This window comes from Streptomyces sp. NPDC088812, assembly GCF_044750285.1.
Taxonomy (GTDB): domain Bacteria; phylum Actinomycetota; class Actinomycetes; order Streptomycetales; family Streptomycetaceae; genus Streptomyces.
In genome coordinates, this window is sequence record NZ_JBIVJP010000033.1 from 82,604 (window position 1) to 99,813 (window position 17,210).

General features: G+C 69.2%; 19 protein-coding genes and 3 pseudogenes. 9 read left to right on the plus strand and 13 right to left on the minus strand.

Annotated features, from left to right (window positions below; genetic code table 11):
* Window positions 1-34: 34 nt before the first annotated feature.
* Window positions 35-1,120, plus strand: a complete 1,086-nt coding sequence (locus ACIP67_RS39995; protein WP_401698830.1) for a M12 family metallopeptidase — start codon at window positions 35-37, stop codon at window positions 1,118-1,120.
* A gap of 120 nt (window positions 1,121-1,240) precedes the next feature.
* On the opposite strand, the gene ACIP67_RS40000 is transcribed toward ACIP67_RS39995, so the two are convergent.
* Complete coding sequence (locus ACIP67_RS40000; RefSeq protein WP_401698833.1) at window positions 1,241-1,465, minus strand: hypothetical protein; 225 nt, start codon at window positions 1,463-1,465, stop codon at window positions 1,241-1,243.
* 356 nt (window positions 1,466-1,821) lie between these two features.
* On the opposite strand from ACIP67_RS40000, the gene ACIP67_RS40005 reads away from it, so the two are divergent.
* The 5 genes from ACIP67_RS40005 (at window position 1,822) to ACIP67_RS40025 (ending at window position 3,406) form a co-directional block, all read left to right on the plus strand.
* Window positions 1,822-2,109, plus strand: a complete 288-nt coding sequence (locus tag ACIP67_RS40005; RefSeq protein WP_401698836.1) for a hypothetical protein — start codon at window positions 1,822-1,824, stop codon at window positions 2,107-2,109.
* Window positions 2,106-2,234 carry a hypothetical protein gene (locus ACIP67_RS40010; RefSeq protein WP_401698838.1) on the plus strand — a complete coding sequence of 43 codons (129 nt, stop codon included), beginning with the start codon at window positions 2,106-2,108 and terminating at the stop codon, window positions 2,232-2,234. The genes ACIP67_RS40005 and ACIP67_RS40010 overlap by 4 nt, the downstream gene beginning before the upstream one ends.
* Window positions 2,235-2,245: 11 nt before the next feature.
* Window positions 2,246-2,683 carry a hypothetical protein gene (locus ACIP67_RS40015; RefSeq protein WP_401698840.1) on the plus strand — a complete coding sequence of 146 codons (438 nt, stop codon included), beginning with the start codon at window positions 2,246-2,248 and terminating at the stop codon, window positions 2,681-2,683.
* Window positions 2,674-2,970, plus strand: a complete 297-nt coding sequence (locus ACIP67_RS40020; protein ID WP_401698843.1) for a hypothetical protein — start codon at window positions 2,674-2,676, stop codon at window positions 2,968-2,970. The genes ACIP67_RS40015 and ACIP67_RS40020 overlap by 10 nt, the downstream gene beginning before the upstream one ends.
* 283 nt (window positions 2,971-3,253) lie before the next feature.
* Window positions 3,254-3,406: a hypothetical protein gene (locus tag ACIP67_RS40025; RefSeq protein ID WP_401698845.1), complete on the plus strand. Its 153-nt coding sequence runs from the start codon at window positions 3,254-3,256 to the stop codon at window positions 3,404-3,406.
* Between the two features lie 356 nt (window positions 3,407-3,762).
* On the opposite strand, the pseudogene ACIP67_RS40030 reads toward ACIP67_RS40025, so the two are convergent.
* The 4 genes and pseudogenes from ACIP67_RS40030 to ACIP67_RS40045 all read right to left on the minus strand — a co-directional run.
* Window positions 3,763-4,817 (minus strand): annotated as a pseudogene (locus ACIP67_RS40030) (transposase); the annotation flags it as partial.
* Between the two features lie 135 nt (window positions 4,818-4,952).
* Window positions 4,953-5,528, minus strand: a complete 576-nt coding sequence (locus ACIP67_RS40035; protein WP_401698847.1) for a hypothetical protein — start codon at window positions 5,526-5,528, stop codon at window positions 4,953-4,955.
* Window positions 5,529-5,704: 176 nt separating this feature from the next.
* On the minus strand, window positions 5,705-6,349 hold the full coding sequence (locus tag ACIP67_RS40040; RefSeq protein WP_401698850.1) for a hypothetical protein: 645 nt from the start codon (window positions 6,347-6,349) through the stop codon (window positions 5,705-5,707).
* A gap of 81 nt (window positions 6,350-6,430) precedes the next feature.
* Window positions 6,431-6,772: a hypothetical protein gene (locus tag ACIP67_RS40045; protein WP_401698853.1), complete on the minus strand. Its 342-nt coding sequence runs from the start codon at window positions 6,770-6,772 to the stop codon at window positions 6,431-6,433.
* Between the two features lie 393 nt (window positions 6,773-7,165).
* On the opposite strand from ACIP67_RS40045, the gene ACIP67_RS40050 reads away from it, so the two are divergent.
* A complete protein-coding gene (locus ACIP67_RS40050; RefSeq protein WP_401698855.1) occupies window positions 7,166-7,894 on the plus strand; it encodes a dienelactone hydrolase family protein in 729 nt (242 codons plus the stop codon).
* Window positions 7,895-7,917: 23 nt separating this feature from the next.
* A pseudogene (locus ACIP67_RS40055) lies at window positions 7,918-8,476 on the plus strand (transposase); the annotation flags it as partial.
* 7 nt (window positions 8,477-8,483) lie between these two features.
* On the opposite strand, the gene ACIP67_RS40060 reads toward ACIP67_RS40055, so the two are convergent.
* From ACIP67_RS40060 to ACIP67_RS40080, 5 genes are all read right to left on the minus strand, one after another.
* Window positions 8,484-10,082, minus strand: coding sequence for a GMC family oxidoreductase N-terminal domain-containing protein (locus ACIP67_RS40060; RefSeq protein WP_401698858.1), 1,599 nt, complete (start codon window positions 10,080-10,082; stop codon window positions 8,484-8,486).
* Window positions 10,083-10,490: 408 nt separating this feature from the next.
* The gene (locus tag ACIP67_RS40065; protein ID WP_401698860.1) at window positions 10,491-11,495 is read right to left on the minus strand and encodes a glutathione S-transferase C-terminal domain-containing protein; all 1,005 of its coding nucleotides are present in this window, start codon (window positions 11,493-11,495) and stop codon (window positions 10,491-10,493) included.
* Between the two features lie 139 nt (window positions 11,496-11,634).
* The gene (locus tag ACIP67_RS40070) at window positions 11,635-11,757 is read right to left on the minus strand and encodes a putative leader peptide (RefSeq protein WP_385071512.1); all 123 of its coding nucleotides are present in this window, start codon (window positions 11,755-11,757) and stop codon (window positions 11,635-11,637) included.
* Window positions 11,758-11,975: 218 nt separating this feature from the next.
* Complete coding sequence (locus ACIP67_RS40075; protein ID WP_401698881.1) at window positions 11,976-12,479, minus strand: ATP-binding protein; 504 nt, start codon at window positions 12,477-12,479, stop codon at window positions 11,976-11,978.
* 125 nt (window positions 12,480-12,604) lie between these two features.
* A complete protein-coding gene (locus ACIP67_RS40080; protein WP_401698863.1) occupies window positions 12,605-13,819 on the minus strand; it encodes a helix-turn-helix domain-containing protein in 1,215 nt (404 codons plus the stop codon).
* A gap of 102 nt (window positions 13,820-13,921) precedes the next feature.
* Here ACIP67_RS40080 and ACIP67_RS40085 point away from each other — a divergent pair, with 102 nt between their 5' ends.
* Window positions 13,922-14,272, plus strand: a complete 351-nt coding sequence (locus tag ACIP67_RS40085; RefSeq protein WP_401698865.1) for a hypothetical protein — start codon at window positions 13,922-13,924, stop codon at window positions 14,270-14,272.
* A gap of 206 nt (window positions 14,273-14,478) precedes the next feature.
* On the opposite strand, the pseudogene ACIP67_RS40090 reads toward ACIP67_RS40085, so the two are convergent.
* The 3 genes and pseudogenes from ACIP67_RS40090 to ACIP67_RS40100 all read right to left on the minus strand — a co-directional run.
* Window positions 14,479-15,053 (minus strand): annotated as a pseudogene (locus ACIP67_RS40090) (transposase family protein); the annotation flags it as partial.
* Between the two features lie 187 nt (window positions 15,054-15,240).
* The gene (locus ACIP67_RS40095) at window positions 15,241-15,636 is read right to left on the minus strand and encodes a hypothetical protein (RefSeq protein ID WP_401698868.1); all 396 of its coding nucleotides are present in this window, start codon (window positions 15,634-15,636) and stop codon (window positions 15,241-15,243) included.
* On the minus strand, window positions 15,636-17,210 hold a 1,575-nt coding region (locus ACIP67_RS40100; protein WP_401698870.1), incomplete at its 5' end, for an RHS repeat-associated core domain-containing protein. The genes ACIP67_RS40100 and ACIP67_RS40095, both read right to left, overlap by 1 nt.

The following is a 17,210-nucleotide window of genomic DNA, read 5'->3' on the forward strand; positions in this document are numbered from 1 at the left end:
CCCCCGGACGGGTCCCCGGGGCACCCTGGAGCCCATGACCGCCCATTACTGCTCGCTCGCGCAGCAGCCGGCCCCCGCGTTCGCCCCGGGGCTGGCCGCCGAGCGGGTCGGTGCGCTCATGGGCGGACGCCGGATGTGGGTCAACGGCACCGTGCTGCACTACTACTTCTTCGACGGCGACACCGACGGATCCGTGATCCCGGTCCCCGGGTCCGCCGGCACCCGCCGGGTCTCGTGGGTCGGCGGCCGCGCACAGCGGGACGTGGTGCGCGACTGTTTCCGCGAGTGGCGGGACCTCGGCATCGGTATCGGGTTCACCGAGGTCTTCGACCGCTCGGAGGCCGAACTGCGCATAGGCTTCCAGCAGGGCGACGGCTCCTGGTCGGCCGTGGGCCGGGACGCGCTGCTGCCGGGCCTCCACGAGCGCACCATGAACTTCGGGTGGGACCTGACAGCACCCGGGGAGCGCGCGACGGCGCTGCACGAGATCGGGCACGCGCTCGGCATGCAGCACGAGCACCAGAGCCCGTTCGCCGGCATCCACTGGGACGACGAGGCCGTGTACGCCGATCTGGCGGGCCCACCCAACTTCTGGAGCCGGGACCGCACCTTCTTCAACATCCTGCGCAAGCTGGACCCGGCCGAGGTCAACGGCTCGGTGTGGGACCCGCAGTCCGTCATGGAGTACCCGTTCGCGGCGGGGCTGATCCTGGAGCCCGAGCAGTTCCGCGGGGGCGTGCACACCCCCGGCGGACTGTCCGCCCTGGACAAGGAGTTCGCGCTCCGCTGGTACCCGCCCCTGGACACACCCCGGCCGCCCGCGCTGACGCCGTTCCGTTCGGCGGCGTTGTCGCTGGGGCCGGGCGAGCAGGCCGACTTCACCGTCGAGCCGTCGGAGACCCGCGAGTACGCCGTGGGCACCTTCGGCGCGAGCGACTCCGTCGTCGTGGTCTTCGAGGAACGCGACGGCGAGCCCCGCTTCCTCGCGGGACGGGACGACGGCGGCACCGAGCACAACGCCACCATCAGGGCCCGCCTCGTCAGGGGCCGCCGCTACTTCGTCCGCGTACGCCTGTACTCCGGCTGGGGGTCGGGCGAGACGGCCGTCATGTGCTGGTGACAGCACGGCCCGCGGCCACGCGGGCACACCGACCAGTCCGGCGGCGGGGGATGGGCCGGGCGACGTCACCATCGGGGGACAGTGTCGCTAAGACACTCAGGCGACGTCGTCCGGCCCGCATTACGTCGGGCCGGGCGGACCCGGCTCGGTGATCTCGTCGACCAGCTTCAGCATGTCGTCCAGGCGCCCCCGCATCCGCTCGACGAGCAGGATGAGGCAGGCGGCGGGTAGCTGCGCGAGGTCCTCGGCGCGGGCCGACTCAAGGTCGCGGCGGGCGAAGTCGATACGGGATCGCTGGATGTCGGTGAGGACGAGGCCCGGGGTGTGGGCCTGCTCATCGGTCATGTGTGTCGCCTGTCGCTGTGCAGTGTGGGAGGTATGTGGAGGTGCAGTCATCCTTGGACGGATGGTTTCCGGTTGACAATAGGTCAATGATCACGTCATCCGAACGCGTGTTTAGCCGGTGGGGGCTTGCGTTACCGGCGCGTACTGGTTCCGCGAATGTACGGTCGGCGATACAGACAGCGGATCATGAAACGGACAGCGTGGGCGGGTGCCATCCGCCTTGCCGCCCGACCCCGACTGGGTACTCGCCCGCCGCCAGGCCATCGGCGACCACATGCGCGAGACACGACGTGCACGCAAGCTGTCATGGGAAAGGCTCGCCGAACCGGCCCCTGCGCGTCCCCCTGGAGCGACTCTTGTCCGACAGCCAGCCCCCGCCTCCCGCAGCCGCTGCCCCACCAGCTGAGGCCCTCGGCGTCATCGACGCCCTCTACGCCCCTGCTGGCGACGACGACCCGCCCGCGACTACCACCCTGCGCCGTCGGCTCGTCTACTGCTGCGAGGCATTTCAGGCATGCCACTACGCCACGCTCGCCCGGGAACTGCCCGCCCTGATCTCAGGTGCCGAGCGGGCCGCGCACGCCGCACCCGTCGGCGAGCAGTCCAGTGCGCAGGCGCTGCTGTCCCGGTCTACCAGCTGGTGACGTCGTACCTGCATAAGTACGGGCTGGCCGCGGCGATCCAGGCGGCGCTCGCCGCCGACCGGGCGTTGACCGCGGCCGAGCGGTCGGGGACCCGGTACAGACGGGCGCTGCTGCCCGCCGGATAGCGAAGAGTCTGGTGTACCAGCAGCGGCCGCAGGCTGCCGTCGAGTTCGCAACGGCCGCTGCGCGGCGCCTGTCCAACGGCCTGGTCGAGCGGGGACCGCTCGGTCTGTCCACCCTCGGCATGCTTTACCTGTCCGCTGCTCTGGCCGCGTCCTCGCAAGAGCGGACCACCGTCAGGGTCCGCGCTGCCGGCAGCTACGTCGACGAAGCCGACGACGTAGCCAATAGACAGGGCGGCGACCGCGATGAGGATTACACGATGTTCGGGCCCACCAACGTCGGCCTGCACCGGGTGGACATGCTGCTCCGCTTCGAAGACGGCTGGTCCGCGCTCAAAGCCGCTGACGGCCTCGACCCCGAGGCGCTGGCCGGTCTGTCTCGTGAGCGGCAGGCCGGGCACCGGGTTGCAATGGCCGCGCCGCCCAGGCCGACGGCTGGGACGTGTGTCTGATCCTCACCCCATCCGCGGCCCGGTGGTGGGAGCCGCGCATGCAGGAGTTCGTCGACCTGACCGGGCACCCGGTGCGGTCGCAGTACAAGCTGCCGTGGGAGGAGGACGCGCTGCCGAAGGCGACTGCGATGCTGGTGGCACCGATGTCGTGCACCACGCTGAACAAGTGGGGCGCGGGCATCAGCGACACCCTGGCGGGCTGCCGTCAGAGGCAGTGCACATGGGAGTGCCAGTGGCGGCCATGCCCTATTTCAACCGGGCGCAGGGCGCGCAGCCCGCGGTCGTGAGCTCGGTCACAGCGCTGCGGGAACAGGGCGTCCTCGTCCTTGACGGGCCGGACGGATACGAGTCGCATCCGCCGAAGCAGGGTGACCCCAAGGCATATCCGTGGGCGCGGGCGCTTCGCGGTGTACGGCGCCAGGTCGGCGCCTGACCATGCCGAGGTCGCTCACCCGATCGTGTGACTCAGCGACACACAGCAGGCGGTCTGACCTCGCCTTGTCGCCCGGGGCGCCGCCAGTCTTCGCGGTGGGCCTGACGCGAGCCGACCGTATCGGGCATCCTGATCGTATGCCTGACGAGCGCTGCTCCGCCTGCGGCGGATCCAGTCTGACCGAACACCAAGAGCACACGGTCGAGACCGACAAGGACGGGAACCAGACTCCGGTGACGCGCCGGTGGACCGGCGCGTGCTCGCAGTGCCACGGCAGCGGCATCAGCTGACAGGAGAGCAGCATGCGACCGATCTACGTCTGCATCGGGTGCGGCGTCATCTATCTGCCGCCCGAGCACCCCACCTCCGGGCGGGCGGTGTCCCCGGCGCACTGCTCAAGCCCTGGCTGCGAGGCTGCGGTCCATGAGGCCACCGCGATGTCCGGTCTGTCCGAGGAGCGCTTGGGCGAGCTGGCGCGGCGGGCTGTGGGCCTGGAGGGCGAGCCGCGCCGGCCGCGGCCGCACCGGCTCGCCCGCGGGCGCCGTGCCGCCGCCGCGCCCGGGGGTGGCCGCGGCAAGTTGCGGTAGCAGCTGGCTCCGCGTACGACGAGACGGCCCCCACCGTCTGAAGGCGATGGGGGCCGTAGGTATCCGGCGTCGACCCAATGCTCACCGGGCAGACAGTCCCGTCCGGCCAGTGAGTCATGCATCTGCGGGACTGTCACGCTCTCGTGGACGGTGGCGACGGTGGTGGCCACGTTCGTGATCAGGTTCGGCGCGTCCGGCTCGCAGGTCTCGGTCAGGTGGACCTTGTATCCGTCCCACAGGGTGTCGCGTTTGACGCTGCCGCGGGCCTGGGTGTCATAGGGAGTGACCAGGCGCGTCGCGCTCGGCGAGCGGTCTTTTGGGTCCCTGCGCCTCACCTCGCCCTCTACCAGGTGGAAGTGCTGGACCCACATCTGCCGCAAGGTCTCCACCTCGGCCAGAGTGCCCAGACCGGTCGGTGCGTCTGCGGCTAGGACCGCCGCCAGCAGGCGCATCCCGTCCGTCCCGATCCGCAAGCCCACCTCGTCACGTTCGGCTCGGGCCTTGGGAAACCGGGAATCCTCGGCCCTGGTGGCGTAGTGCCGGAACCAGTCCGGCTCGGCAACCTCCGCCAGCCAGTCCGGGGCGGCCTGGGCGAGCGCGTTGAGCGCTGATCGCAGGGTCTCGGCCACCATCTCCAGCCAGGACAGCTCACGCGCCGACGACAGCACATGTGTGGCATCGGTGCGGGCTCGGCCCCCCGTCTTGAGCAGGCCCTTCTCCCGGGCCGCGATCAGGATGCCGTCCAGCATCCGCCGCCCGGCATCCGCTTCCACCAGCCGGTCCCGGAACTCCGACAGCACCGAGAAGTCGAACGCCGGATCGTCCAGCTCCAGGCCGAGGGCGTATTTGAAGTCGATCCTGGCCCGCACTGCCTCCGCGCCTGCCGGTCGGTCAGTCCCTCGACGAACTGCAACACCAGCAGCAGCGCGAGCCGCCCCGGCGACCAGGCAGGCTTGCCCCGCACTGGAAACAGGCCCGCGAACTCCTCGTCCGTGAACAGCGGTCCCAGCTCGTCCCGGACCCGGATCGCCAGGCTCCCCTTCGGGAACGCGGCCCGCGCCCCCCGCACCGTCTCCGCCGGGACCTCCCCAGATCCCTTCGCCTGCATCGACATCCGCACCACCCCATACGACAACGTCGGCCTTCAAGACCACAACCGGGTCTTGAAGGCCGACGTCACGCGAGGCCCCGGATTAACCAACAGCATCGGAGCCCGGTGCGGGGCCGCTCGACACTCGACTGCGACGCCTCAGCCCCCCTGGGCCACGACGTCGGTGATCTCCACGGTCACCTTCGTGCTCGACGACGCGGTGCTGATCGAGGTCGGCGTGTAGTTCAGGCTCGTCTGATTCGACAGCTCGGCCGTCTCGATGACCGTGCCGGACTCGTCACCGTGAATCTCGTAGGTGATGTCGTAGACCGCGTCCGGGTCGATGTCCTCGATACCCGTGTAGGTCAGGTCCGGCTCGACCGTCACGTTGCAGCCCGCCGACCCGAAGCACTGCCGTTCCGTGGTGCGCAGCTCGATCGTGAAGCTGTCGACGCCGAGCTCGGCGTACACCGGCGCTGACTCCTCCTCCGCGGCGGCGGTCACGGCGTCCCCGACCGGGGCGCTCGACTCGGCGGCGGTGGTGCTGGCCGGCTTGCTGTCGCCGTCGCCGCTGGCCTGCGCGACCACGACGCCGGTGACGACAACTGCGGCGATGACTGCGGCCGCTGATCCGATGATGATCGCATTGGTGCGGGACTTCTTCGGCGGGGCCGGCGGCTGAGGCGGGAGCGGCGGCGGAAAGCCCGGCGGTGGCGGCGGAGTGGTGTTGGCCATGGGTCCCCCCCTGTGGTGCTGGTGCGTGGTGTGAATCATGCGCGCATGTGCGGCTCGCGTGAAGGCACTGTCACCCGGTTGTGACCCGGGAAAGGGAAGACCCACCGGGCGGGGGGCGACGGCGGGCCTTCAGTGCCAGGCGTTACCCGGCGCGCAGCCACCAGCGTGGCAGACGATCAGTCCCAGCCGCCGAGGAGTCCGGCATTGGCCTGAGCGTTGCAGATGTTGTACCCGCCGGACGCGTGGCCCTTCTCGGTGTGACCGTCCACGGTGACCGAACAGTTGATGTCTCCCGAGCCCTGCAGCTGGGCCATCACGTTGAAGTACAGCGCATCGTCGTCCAGGGGCAGGGTGGCCTCGAACTTGCCGTCCTTGAAGGTGCCCTTGCGGTTGTCGCTGTCCGAGCCGTAGGTGATGTCGAGCGGGCCCAGGGCGCCGGCGGGAGCGGTGCCCCAGACCTTGAAGGTGACGACCTTCGGCGTGTCCTTCTTGGCTTCCTCGGTCTTGGCCGCTGCGCTGGGCTCGCCAGCGGCGGCAGGCTCGTCGGCCTTGGTGGCCGAGGCCGAGGGCTTGTCGTCGGTGGAGCTGCTGGACTCGTTGTCGCTGCTGCCGCCGAGGGCCGCGCCGATGATGCCGATGACGATGAACAGGCCGACGAGGCCGCCGCATCCCAGGCCGATGATCTTGCCGACGTTGGACTTCTTCGGCGGCAGCGGCTGGAACGGCGGGCCGCCGTAGCCGGGCGGGGTCTGGGGGCCGCCGTAGCCCGGCTGCTGGGGGTGGGGCTGATTCGGCTGGTGCTGCGGGTACTGCTGGCTCACGTGTCCCCCCGAGGGATCGTTTGTGTATTGCGGATGTCCGACTTGAAAAGACGATGTGCGGTTGCGCCGAAAGGGGAAGCTTCACCTGATCGTGATAAATGGGGAGGAGGTCGTTCGGGGGTGGACAGCCCCCGTAGACCAGCGGTAGATCGCGGTAGATGCGCTGGTAGACGTGCAGGTCAGGCGGCGGTAGATGGTGCCGTAGACGTCTCCTCGGCCGCCGCCGGGGGAGGGGGCCAGGTCGACCCGACGCACACCCCTCGTGGGGCTCCTGCTGCCGGGCACCTTCACCTTGGGGTGAACGGGGATGCCCAGGGCCTCCGAAGCGGCGCGCAGGTCGGCCACCTTGCGGCCCTCCCACTGCCCCCTCCGCTGGAGGTGGGCGAGGACGGTGCGCAGGTGCACTGCGTCGGCGTCCCCCATCACCTCCAGCAGCAGCCGGCGGGCGGCCTCTCCGGAAGGCGCTGCAGGTATTCAGGCGCAAAGGGCATGGCCCGGCACTAGGCCAACCGGGGGGGCTAATGGACAGTATCCGGTGAGGAAGACGTCGCCCGGCCCGCAGATGCGCGACGGTCCGGCCCGGTCCCCGTACCAGTGCGCAGCAAGTCCGGCGCGGTCCCCGTACTAGTGCCGCGTCAGGCAACTTTCGCCCCAGTGAGGCGCGAGTGATGATCTTCGTGGTACCTTCGGCGCCGCCGTGCAGTACTGCGAATTCGAGGAGGTGAGTCCGATCAACGCTGTTACAGGTCGGGGCTCCCTCCTTCGCATGGCCTAGGGAGCGCCCGCACAAGGCATCCCGAAAGGCTTGAAACGCTGATGCGCTTCACGTCCCAGACGTCGTCGGACGGCGTCACCGAACAGTTCTTCACCCTCGACGAGATCCCCGGCGTGCTGTGGACGCCGAAAGACGCCCGCGGGACTCGTCCCCTGATTCTGCTGGGTCACGGCGGCAGGCAGCACAAGACGGCCCCCGGCACCGTGTCGCGTGCGCGTCGCTACGCCGCCGAGGGGTTCGCGGTCGTCGCGATCGACGCACCCAACCACGGCGATCGACCCCAAGACGATGAGTTCGGCCGGATCGCGGCCCAGATGCGAGCCGGCATGGCCGCCGGTGAGAATCCGGGCGTGTTGGTCGCTGGCATGCACAGCCATCTGGCCGGTCAGGCCGTCGCGGACTGGCAGGCGGTCCTGACCGCGGTCCAGCGCCTCGACCAGGTCGGCGTCGGCCCGGTGGGTTATTGCGGCATGTCGATGGGGTGCGGGCTCGGCATCCCGCTCATCGCCGCAGAGCCTCGGATCCGCGCCGCGGTGCTGGGCCTGCTTGGCGTGCACGGACTGGCCGAAGACGCCTCACGGATCATCGTGCCGGTGCAGTTTCTGGTCCAGTGGGACGACCAGATGGTGCCGCGGGACCAGAGCCTGGCATTGTTCGACGCCCTGGCCTCGGCTGAGAAGACGCTGCACGCCAACCCCGGCAAGCACGGCGATGTGCCGTCGTTCGAAGTGGACAGCTCGCTGCGGTTCTTCACCCGGCATTTGAGCTGACACGACATCACAGTGCCCGGCACCTGGACGAGTTCGGGCCACTCAACCTCCAGCCCCACCCCGGGCGGTAGTGGGCCGAGCGCTGCGGGAAGCACAAGGACCCCAACCGGGGAGCCCAGGCCCCGCCGGCGGGCGACCTACACCCGCCCCCACGGGGTCAGACACCTGTTCGCCGCCTACGACCTCGGCAAGGACAAGCTCTACGGCCACATCAAGCCGACGAAGAATCGCACGAAGTTCCTGGAGTTCTGCCGCTACCTGCGCAGCCTCTACCCGCCGAAGATCCACATCGCGATCGTGCTCGACAACTACTCCCCGCACCTGACCACGAAGAAGGACAGCCGGGTCGGTGACTGGGCCGCAGCCAACAACGTCGAGTTCGCCTACACCCCGACCAACAGCTCCTGGCTCAACCGCATCGAGGCTCAGTTCACCGCCCTGCGCTACTTCGCACTGGACGGCACCGACCACGCCAGCCACAAGGAGCAGGGCAGCATGATCCGCCGGTACATCATCTGGCGGAACAAAAACACCGCCAACGAACGTCTCCGCGAGGTAGTCAAAAGGGCGAACGTTGCCTGATGCGGCACTAGATGGTGGTACCGACGTCCTGGGCCACGATGGCGTCCATCGCCCGTTCGGCAACGGCGGCGATGGTCATCGACGGGTTGCACGCGCCGGTGGTGCCCGGGATCAGGGCGCCGTCGAGGACGTACAGGCCGGGCTGGTCCTTCACCCGGCCCTCCAGGTCGCAGACGGTGCCCATCGGTGCGCCGCCGAGGGGGTGCCAGGTGCTGTTGACAAGGGAGTTGGTGTCGGTGAGGACACCGAGGCCGCCGGCGACCGCCGACACCCGCCGATGGATCTGCCGGTGGCTCGCGCTGTCGCCGCCCAGGGGCCAGTGCAGTGTCACGGAGTCGGTGAGGGAGTCGTAGCGGAACCGCCCGCGGTCGGCGCTCACCCCGAAGCCGACGAGCATCGTCGTCCTCGTGTCGATGCCGAGCGGTGGGAGCGAGGCCTGGATGATCGTGTTGGCGGTGGCCGGGTCGGCCCAGTCCTTGCTGCCGTAGACGACGGGACCGCCCTGCTCGGCGCCGAAGTCCTCCTCCAGGTCGGTCCAGGCGTAGATCCGGTCACCGTTCGTGCCCCAGCCCTCGCCGAGGCCGTCGGGCAGGTCGGGGATGGCGCCGATGGCGCCTGCGCGGACGAGGAGCCTGCTGGTGTTGAGGCTGCCGGCCGCCATCACCAGGGCGCGGGTGGTGAGGATCTTCTGCTCGACCACGGTGCCCGCGTCGTCGGTCCGGTCGACGCGCACCTCCCAGCGGCCGTCCTGGGCGCGGGCGACGGAGGTGACGTTGTGGAGCGTGGCGACGGTGACGTTGCCCGTCGCCTCGGCCTGTTCCAGGTAGGTGACGTCGACCGAGTGCTTGCCGCCGTTGTTGACGCCGAGCGCGCAGTCCCCGTTCGTGTACGACGGTTTCATCTCGCCGCGCAGTTCGGCCAGGGCGTAGTCCCAGTCGATCGGCATGGGGATTTTCTCCAGGTCGTAGCCGGCCTCGCGGACGCGTTCGGCGAAGACCCGTGCCGCGTGGTACGTGGGAGTGGCGATCAGTTCGTCGGGTGCGGTGGCGGTGCTCAGCATCCGGGCGACGCGCGGGTAGTGGACGCGGTTCATCCGCTGGTAGTCGAGCTGTTCGGGCAGCCAGGCGGTGAACACCGCCTCCGACGGTTGCAGGGTCATGCCCTGGTAGACGAGGGATCCGCCGCCGACGCCGGACGCGCAGACCGCCAGGATGTTCCGGCCGAGCACCGGTTCGAGCAGCCCCGCGTAGGGCGTGAAGTCCAGTGGTGTGCCCAGCAGTTGCGCGAGCGGGCGGACCGCTTCCGGGAGAGTGCCGTACCAGAGCATCCGCTTGTCCGGTCCGGACACGTGGGGGAAGGTCTCGGCGTTCGGTCCCGTCGGCCAGCGCCGGCCGCGTTCCAGGACGGTGACCGGGACACCCGCCTGGGCCAGCCGCAGCGCCGCGACGCCGCCGCCGAATCCCGAGCCGATGACGACGGCCCGGTGCTCTTCCCTGGTCAGGGTCACGCGGGTGGGCGCGGCGGCCGCGGCGGGGGCTCTGAGCAGGCTCGCCGCTCCGATCCCGGCGGCTCCGGCGAGGAAGGTGCGCCTGGCGGTGGGGGGCATGGCGACTCCGGTGGGGGTGGGGGGAGGGCTGGGAGGCGGGGGAGGCTGGGGGAGCCGGGAGCCGGGAGCCGAGGGCCGAGGGCCGGAGGGGGCGGGGCGGCCGGCCGGAGGTACGGGATAATCAGGTACATGACATCCAGTGACATGCAGGGTCGGACCGTGTTCTTACTTACTGGTAAGTCACATCGGGAGAGTAGAGGGCTCTGTCACTCAGTGACAAGATGTCTGCCTGTGCCGTTCGATGGCCCGGGCGATGGACGTCTCGCCCCGCACGCCGTGGCGGCACGTCCCCCGAGGAGAGCGGTGTGCGGCCCCATCCGTGCGCCCCGCACCGAGCCCGCGCTGCGCGCCGTCCTGCTCCAGACGCACGACGACGCGCTGCCCGTCCTCGGTGAACTCCTCGTGCGGTCAGGGTCGGTCGGCCTGCGGCCGCGCGCCCGGGGCGGGGGTGGTCCGGGGGGAGTGGATGGGCTGAGCGGAGTGGATGGGCTGAGCGGAGTGGGTGGCGTGGGTGGCCCAGTCCAGGATCTGGACGGCGGCTCCGGCGGCCTCCAGGCCCTGGCAGCGGGCGTGGTGGCGGCGGTTGATGGCGTCGAGGTCGAGGTGGCCGCCGAAAGCCGGGTGGGCGGCCAGGCGACGGGCGTAGGCCCACAGGGCGGGGTGGCCGGCGACGCGGTGCACGGCGGCCGCGTCCAGGTGGTGGCGGTGCACGGTGTCCAACTGGACCAGCGTCACCCACAACTCGACGTCGGCGGCGGTGATCCGGTCGCTGATCAGGTACGGCTGCGCGCCGAGCCCCCGCTCCAGCACGCCCAGCGTGTCGAGCAGCGTGTCGAGCGCGGCGGCGCGCTCCGCCTCGCCGGCCCCGGCCGCTCCGGCGTGCTGCGCCGCCTCCTCCACACCCTGCGCGCACATCCGTTCGACGGCGTCGATCTCCGACTCGCGGCCGCACGGGTACAGCGCGATACGTCCGCCGCCGAAGTGCCGGGCCAGGTCGCGGGCGATGTCGGGGCCGTAGGTGGAGACGATGCGTCCGGACCAGTCGTCGCTGAGGACCGGCGCGAGGGCGGGTCCGGTGTAGCGGTGGGCGCTGGCGTCGTAGAGCGGTCGCAGCGCGGAGTGGCCGCCGTCGGGACAGTCCGGGACGGCGGGCAGGAAGGTCACCGGACAGGCGCGGTCCAGGCCGAGCAGGCTGTGGGTGACGGCGATCCGCAGGCCGTCGGGGTCGGCCGGTGACAGGTGGAGGCGGTAGCGGCGCGGCACCGCGTAGTGGCCGCTGCGCGCGTCGCGGCCGATGCGCCCGCGGAAGGCGGGGACGGGGCGGGCGGAGGTGTGGGCGGGCGAGGGGGCGGGCGAGGGGGCGGGGCGAGGGGACGCGTGGGCGGGGTCGGTGGTCAGCGGCGTGGAGGACATGGCTCTCCCCTGGGGCGGGCGCGCGGACGGACGCGCGGCGGATGCGACGGCTTGCGGGAGGGCGCGGCCCTGTCCGCGCGCGCCTCGGCGGGCGGTGCCCTGGGCACGGCCGGCCGGCTCGGCGCGGTGACGGGCCGGTTCAGCCCTGGATGTCGATCGCGCTGCAGACGCGCAGCAGATCGATGTGACGGCGGGAGGTGAGAAGGGGCGACGACCATGCCGTGCGGCTCGCTCGGCTGGCGAACGGCTCAAGGCGCCCCATGTATCCCTACCTGTTCACTAGGATTCCCGCATCGAGTGTCGATCGGCCTCCGGTCTGCGTCAAGAGGGCGTCCACGGAGTGAAGGGGTCACTTCGGCGTCCACGGAGTGAAGGGGTCACTTCGGCGTCCACGGAGTGAAGGGGTCACTTCGGCGCTCCGCCGCTCGGACGCGCCGGGCGTGAGCCCGCCCACCGCCTCACCTCACCGGGCCGCGCTTCTCATCCGTCTACAGCCGTTGCCGCCTCTCTTCGCTCGGCGTCACGACGGTCAGCCGCTCCGACTGCCGCACAGTCGACTGCCCCGGAGCAGACTCCGGCTCGCAGCTCCGCCCATACCCGTTTGCCCCACGGGAGCGGATCGGTGCCCCAGTCCTCGGCCAGTTCCTTGACGAGCGCGAGACCGCGCCCGCTCTCGTCCTCGGCGCCAGGCTGCCGGGGCTCCGGGTGAGCCCTGGACCTGTCCACGACGCCGATGCGCACCCGCGCCGTATCCGGCCGAGTGACCGTGACACGGATGGAACGGCACCGTGTGTGCCGGACCGCGTTGGACACCAGCTCGGAAACGATGAGGGAGCTGTCATCGGCAAGTTCGTCCAGCTCCCAGGCCGCCAACGCGACGCGAACGAGGCGCCGGGCCGCGCCCGCGCTCTCGGGCTCGCGCGGCAGAGTCTCGCTGTACCCGGGGTAGCCGGTGGGACGCGCCCGCGTTGTAGGTTGCGGCATGTCGCTCTGCTCTTTCAGATCGGCCAAGCCCCGGGGCCGTTCGCGCGGTCGCCGGGGCGCTGTCCGTTCATGTAAGCGACATGCCAGGGACACCGACAGGGACACAACGTCCCACTTCGACCACGCTATTCACTGACGCCCAGGAACTCCGCCAACGGCCGCAGTCCCGGCGGCCGGTTGGGTAGCGCCCACAGGTCGCGCACGATGGCCACGGCCAACGTGTGGTGCTGCATCCACGTCGGTGCCACCCGGCGCAGAGACTCCAAGGTCTTCACCGCTCCGGCCGCATCCCCGATATCCGTGTGGGCTCGGGCCACGTCCAGCAGCAGCCATGTCCGCCAGGACGGCGGGGTGTCCTTGCCCAGCCGCATTCCCTTGGCCAGCGTCAGGGCGTCTTGCGGATGCCCGTACTGAACAGCGAGACGGACGCGCTCGATGCGCACCGATGACGGGCTGAAAACGCTCACCATGCGATGATCGCCTCCGTCGGGCAGCTTGGAGACGTGGGCGGCCTTTCTTTCCGCCGCTTCCATCATCGCCGCCGCACGCTCGTAGTCACCGCTCCGCGCGGCGGACGTTGCGGCGCTCATGATCAGCGCGCCCCACACCTTCAGGCCGTCGGCCGTCTCGGTCAGACCTGCGTCCGCCATGTCGGAAGCGACACGGAGCGCGATACCCAGGGCGTCCTCAAGGCGCCCTTGCCGCTGGTAAGTCCACGCCGTGGAGTTGACGATCATCGGAAGAAGCAGCGGATCGGAGGACTGTTCCGCAGCCTCTATGGCACGCTCGAGGCTCGTCAAGGCGAGATCGGTCTTCGCCATGCGCACAGCGACGTGGCCGGCGAGTTGAAGCGCCTTGCCCAGGGCCGCGAAACCGGCCCTGCGTTCGTCGTCGTCCCCGGAGGCCGTGGCGGTGCGCGCATCCGCGATCAGGTCGGGCAGCGCCTTCATCACCGTGTCGAACTCGGCGGCGTGATATTGAGTCCAGCCGTCCGCGATCTGCTCACGCAGACGGTCTGACGAGAAGTCGGGCCCGGGTGGCTCCGGTTCCGGCCCCCAGAGCGCGGGCATGATGGCGCGGCGCACGGCCACGAAGCGTGGCCCGTCGTTCTCGCCCGACGAGGAGACCGCGGGCGGGTCGCCCAGAAGTGTGGTCAGCTCCACGCCGAGACCGTTCGCCAGCGCGTGCAGCGTGGGAAGGCGCGCCGAGTGCTTCCGCCGCTGTTCGAGCTGGCGAATCACGTCGACGGACACGTTGGAGCGTTCGGCCAGCTCTTCTTGCGTCAGGGAGGCCAGGCGGCGCAAGCGGCGCAGGGTCCGTCCCAAGTCTTCGTTTGCCACGCCGCCACGGCCATGGATACAGCGTCACCGGGGGGAGGTCCGCGGAGGCGGTCACGTAATGACCTGCTATACGTATTTGAGTGGGTGGAAAAGAGTGAGCGCATGCCCTATGTCGCAGTTCTGGAAGCGGCCCTCATGCGAGCCAAGGATCTATTGCAGGCCCTAATTGCAGAAACTGTCGAACGTTTCGGCCTGAACGAGAATCTTCGCCCAAGCTACGAAGCGCTCCGCAGCCTCTTGGATGACTTCATTGGCGCAGACTTGCGCCAGGCGAACCTGGAAGGGGTCAGGCTGGACGGGCTGTGGCGGTCGGAGACAACCACGAGCTGGCCACCCTACGTAGATATCGCAACACTCAAGCTCGATTCGGTCGAGGTCGCGCCGGGATCGGCTATCTACGTGTATACCCGACGCGGTATGACCAACATCGCTGACAGTCTTGCATGTGCCTGAACCGCGTGGCCTCTACTGTCGGCTTGATGTGGCTTCGCTCCTGCCGCAGGGTCTCGCCTGGTTTCGACGTCGGCAACCGGCCCCACCGAATCGGCCATCACTGGCGCCGACAGGTGTTCGGTGGCGGTCTGCTGTGGCCCATCCCATGGCCGTACCCGCAGGCGAGCGGCAGTGGGGCCGATTGGAGACGTCCCACGCCGCTCGCCAGCCGAGATCCCGCGGGAGGCGAGAGTGACACCGTCGCCGTGACGGACGGCGGACACGACGAAGACCCGGCTGCCGTCCGGGCGCCTTGCGCCACGCAGGCACTTGCCGTCCACCGCGATCGTCCGCCGCCGGGGAGCCGTACCGGGTCGGCGCGGGCGGCCGCCCGGTGGGGCTGTGCGGACAGCAGGGGCCGAAGGTAGTCGTAACCGGCCGCGCCGATCTCACCGGGATCGAGCGGCCCCAGGACGCTGCGCAGGGTCTTCTCGCTCGGCACCCGGTAGCGGCCAGGGAGTGGGCGGTAGGGCAGGCCGAAGGCGGCCAGTTCCTCCGGCGTCGCACGTCGGCACCACTCCGCCGCCGCGGTGATCGAGTCGTGGCCGGACGGGGTCATCGCGCAGACCACCAGGGCCAGCAGCGAGGAGAGCCGGTACCGCACTCCGCAAGCCCCTCTCGGATCGGTGACCGACTCGAACTCGGCGACCAGGCAGCGGACTTGCTCCTTGGCGGTACCCTCACCGAGGGCTTCCAGGCAGGGAGCATGAGGCACGGGGACAGCGACAGGGGAACACGGCACCTACGTGGATCTTGCAGCGTAGAGAACTACATGATCCACAGGTGCCGTGTTCACCTGCTTCCGCGGCCCACCACAGAGATCGACACCCCGGGCCGGGACGATCCAGGCACTCGCCGGGGCCGTGCGGGTCTCCGGAGGGGTAGTGGGCGGTGTCGACCCGCTGTGGTGTACCGCCCACTACCGACAGCTACCATGGCAAGCTGGTGATCAACTTTGCCGTGTCAGGGTGCACCGGCCCTGGAGGGATGCGCCAGGGCTCACCGCTCTCCCCGCGCTCCAGCGCTTCCCAGGGCTGCGGGAAGCGCGCAATCTCCTGCCAGACTTCCCGTTCCTCCTGTCCGTCATCCCTGCGGGGCTTCAGGTAGGTGCGCAGGTCCTGCCCTAGCCTACGAGCTCTGATGACATATTCTTTCGCCTCTTCCAGCTCCATGTACACGGCATACTCTGCCCACAGGAACCCCAGGAATTCATGGAGGGAAAGCGAAAGTGTGTTTTCATTCCAAGAATCGTGGTACCTTTCGAGATCCTCGACCGAGGCTTTGCCGGCCAAGACATCCTCGACGAAGGTGGTGAATTCTTCCATTAATTATTCAACGTCCTTCCCTTGACGGGTCCCTTGTACTTCTCGCCGGTTATCGGATCCAAGCTCCCCATGTGCTTTTTCCCGCTTCCGTACATCTCGATGTCGCCGTGAGTGTAATCCCACTCGTAGTACCGGCGCTTGCTTCCTGATTTTCCGTTGGTCTTTGTCTTGCCTTTGTAAGACTTGAATCTCTTCCAGATGGGAGACTGGCTTGGGGTGATCTTGCTCTTGTTCTTGAAGAGCCAGACGCCACCCTTGAGTACAGCGTATGTGGCGCCGATGATCCCGAGCCACGTCAGGACGCTGACGACCACAGACCATAGGGCGTAAGCTTCCAGTCCGATGATCGCTGCGGCCACCAGGTAGTTTCCGCTCAGGTCGTAATTATTGACGGGGTCTCCGGATCCGTACTCATAAAGATTCGAGCTCCCGTAGTAGACCGGATCTTCTTGTAGGAAGCGGCCGGTGGTGGGGTCGTAAAGGCGGACCCCCATGAGGGTGTATCCGGTGAGGGTGTTGCTGGAGCGCTGGTAGGAGCCGAGGGCGCCGTAGGTGGTGGCGGTGATTCCGTTGAGCGCGTTGCCGTATTCGTCGTAGTTCTGGACGGCCGCGGCGGTTGTGTCGTCCAAGGGGAGCTGGACGGTGATATCGCCGTGAACATTGGCGAGTTGAAGGACGACGTCGCCGGTGCCGCTGGTGGTGGCGGCGAAGCCGGTGATGTCCTGGGCATTGCGGGTGATCGTGCCGTCGCTGGACTTGGTCCAGGTGGGGCTGTCGCCGCTCTCTGCGTAGTGGTTGGTCGTGGTGGTGTCGGTGGTCCAGGTGGTGCCGTTGTCGCTGGTGTTGGCGGTGGTCTGGACGGCGAGACGGCCGGCCGCGTCGAGGTCCCAGGTGTTGCGGCTGGTGCCGAGGGTTTCGGTGGCGACGAGGTCGTTGGTGTAGTAGGTGAGGGTGGTGCCGGAGTTGCCGTCGGTGGTTGTGCGGCCGAAGGCGTCGTAGGCGTAACCGGTGTTGACCAGGCGGTCGGCGCTGTCGTAGCTGTAGCTGACCGCTGCACTTTCGGTGTCGGAGGTGCTGGTGTCGCAGTCGTCCGAGGTGGTGGTCAGGGCGGTGCGGTTGCTGGACGCGTCGAAGGTGTAGGCGCGGGTGGTGCAACTGCTCGCGGTGGTGTCGGTGGCCTGGGTCAGGCGCCCGGCATCGTCGTAGGCGTAGACGGACTCGGTGGTCGTCCCGTCGGTTTGGGTGTGACCGTACTGCTGGCCGTGCACGGTGTAGTCGGCCGCGTCCGATAGCACGGTGGTGCCGGAGCTGTCGGTGTACTCCCGGGCGGTTTCCTGACCGGTGGTATTCGTGGTGAGGGTCAGGGTGTAGCCGCCGGGCAGGGTCTCGGTGGTGAGGGTGCCGTCCGCGTCGTAGGCGGCGGTGTAGGTACCGGCCACCGAGTCGGTCAGGGTACTGACCTGGCCGGTGGTTGAGGTTCCCCCGAGATGCGGGAAGAGGTGACAGAGGGTCAGATGGGTTTCACGAGAGGAGCCCAGACGATGCCTGCACCGAGGAAGTACCCGCTGGAGTTG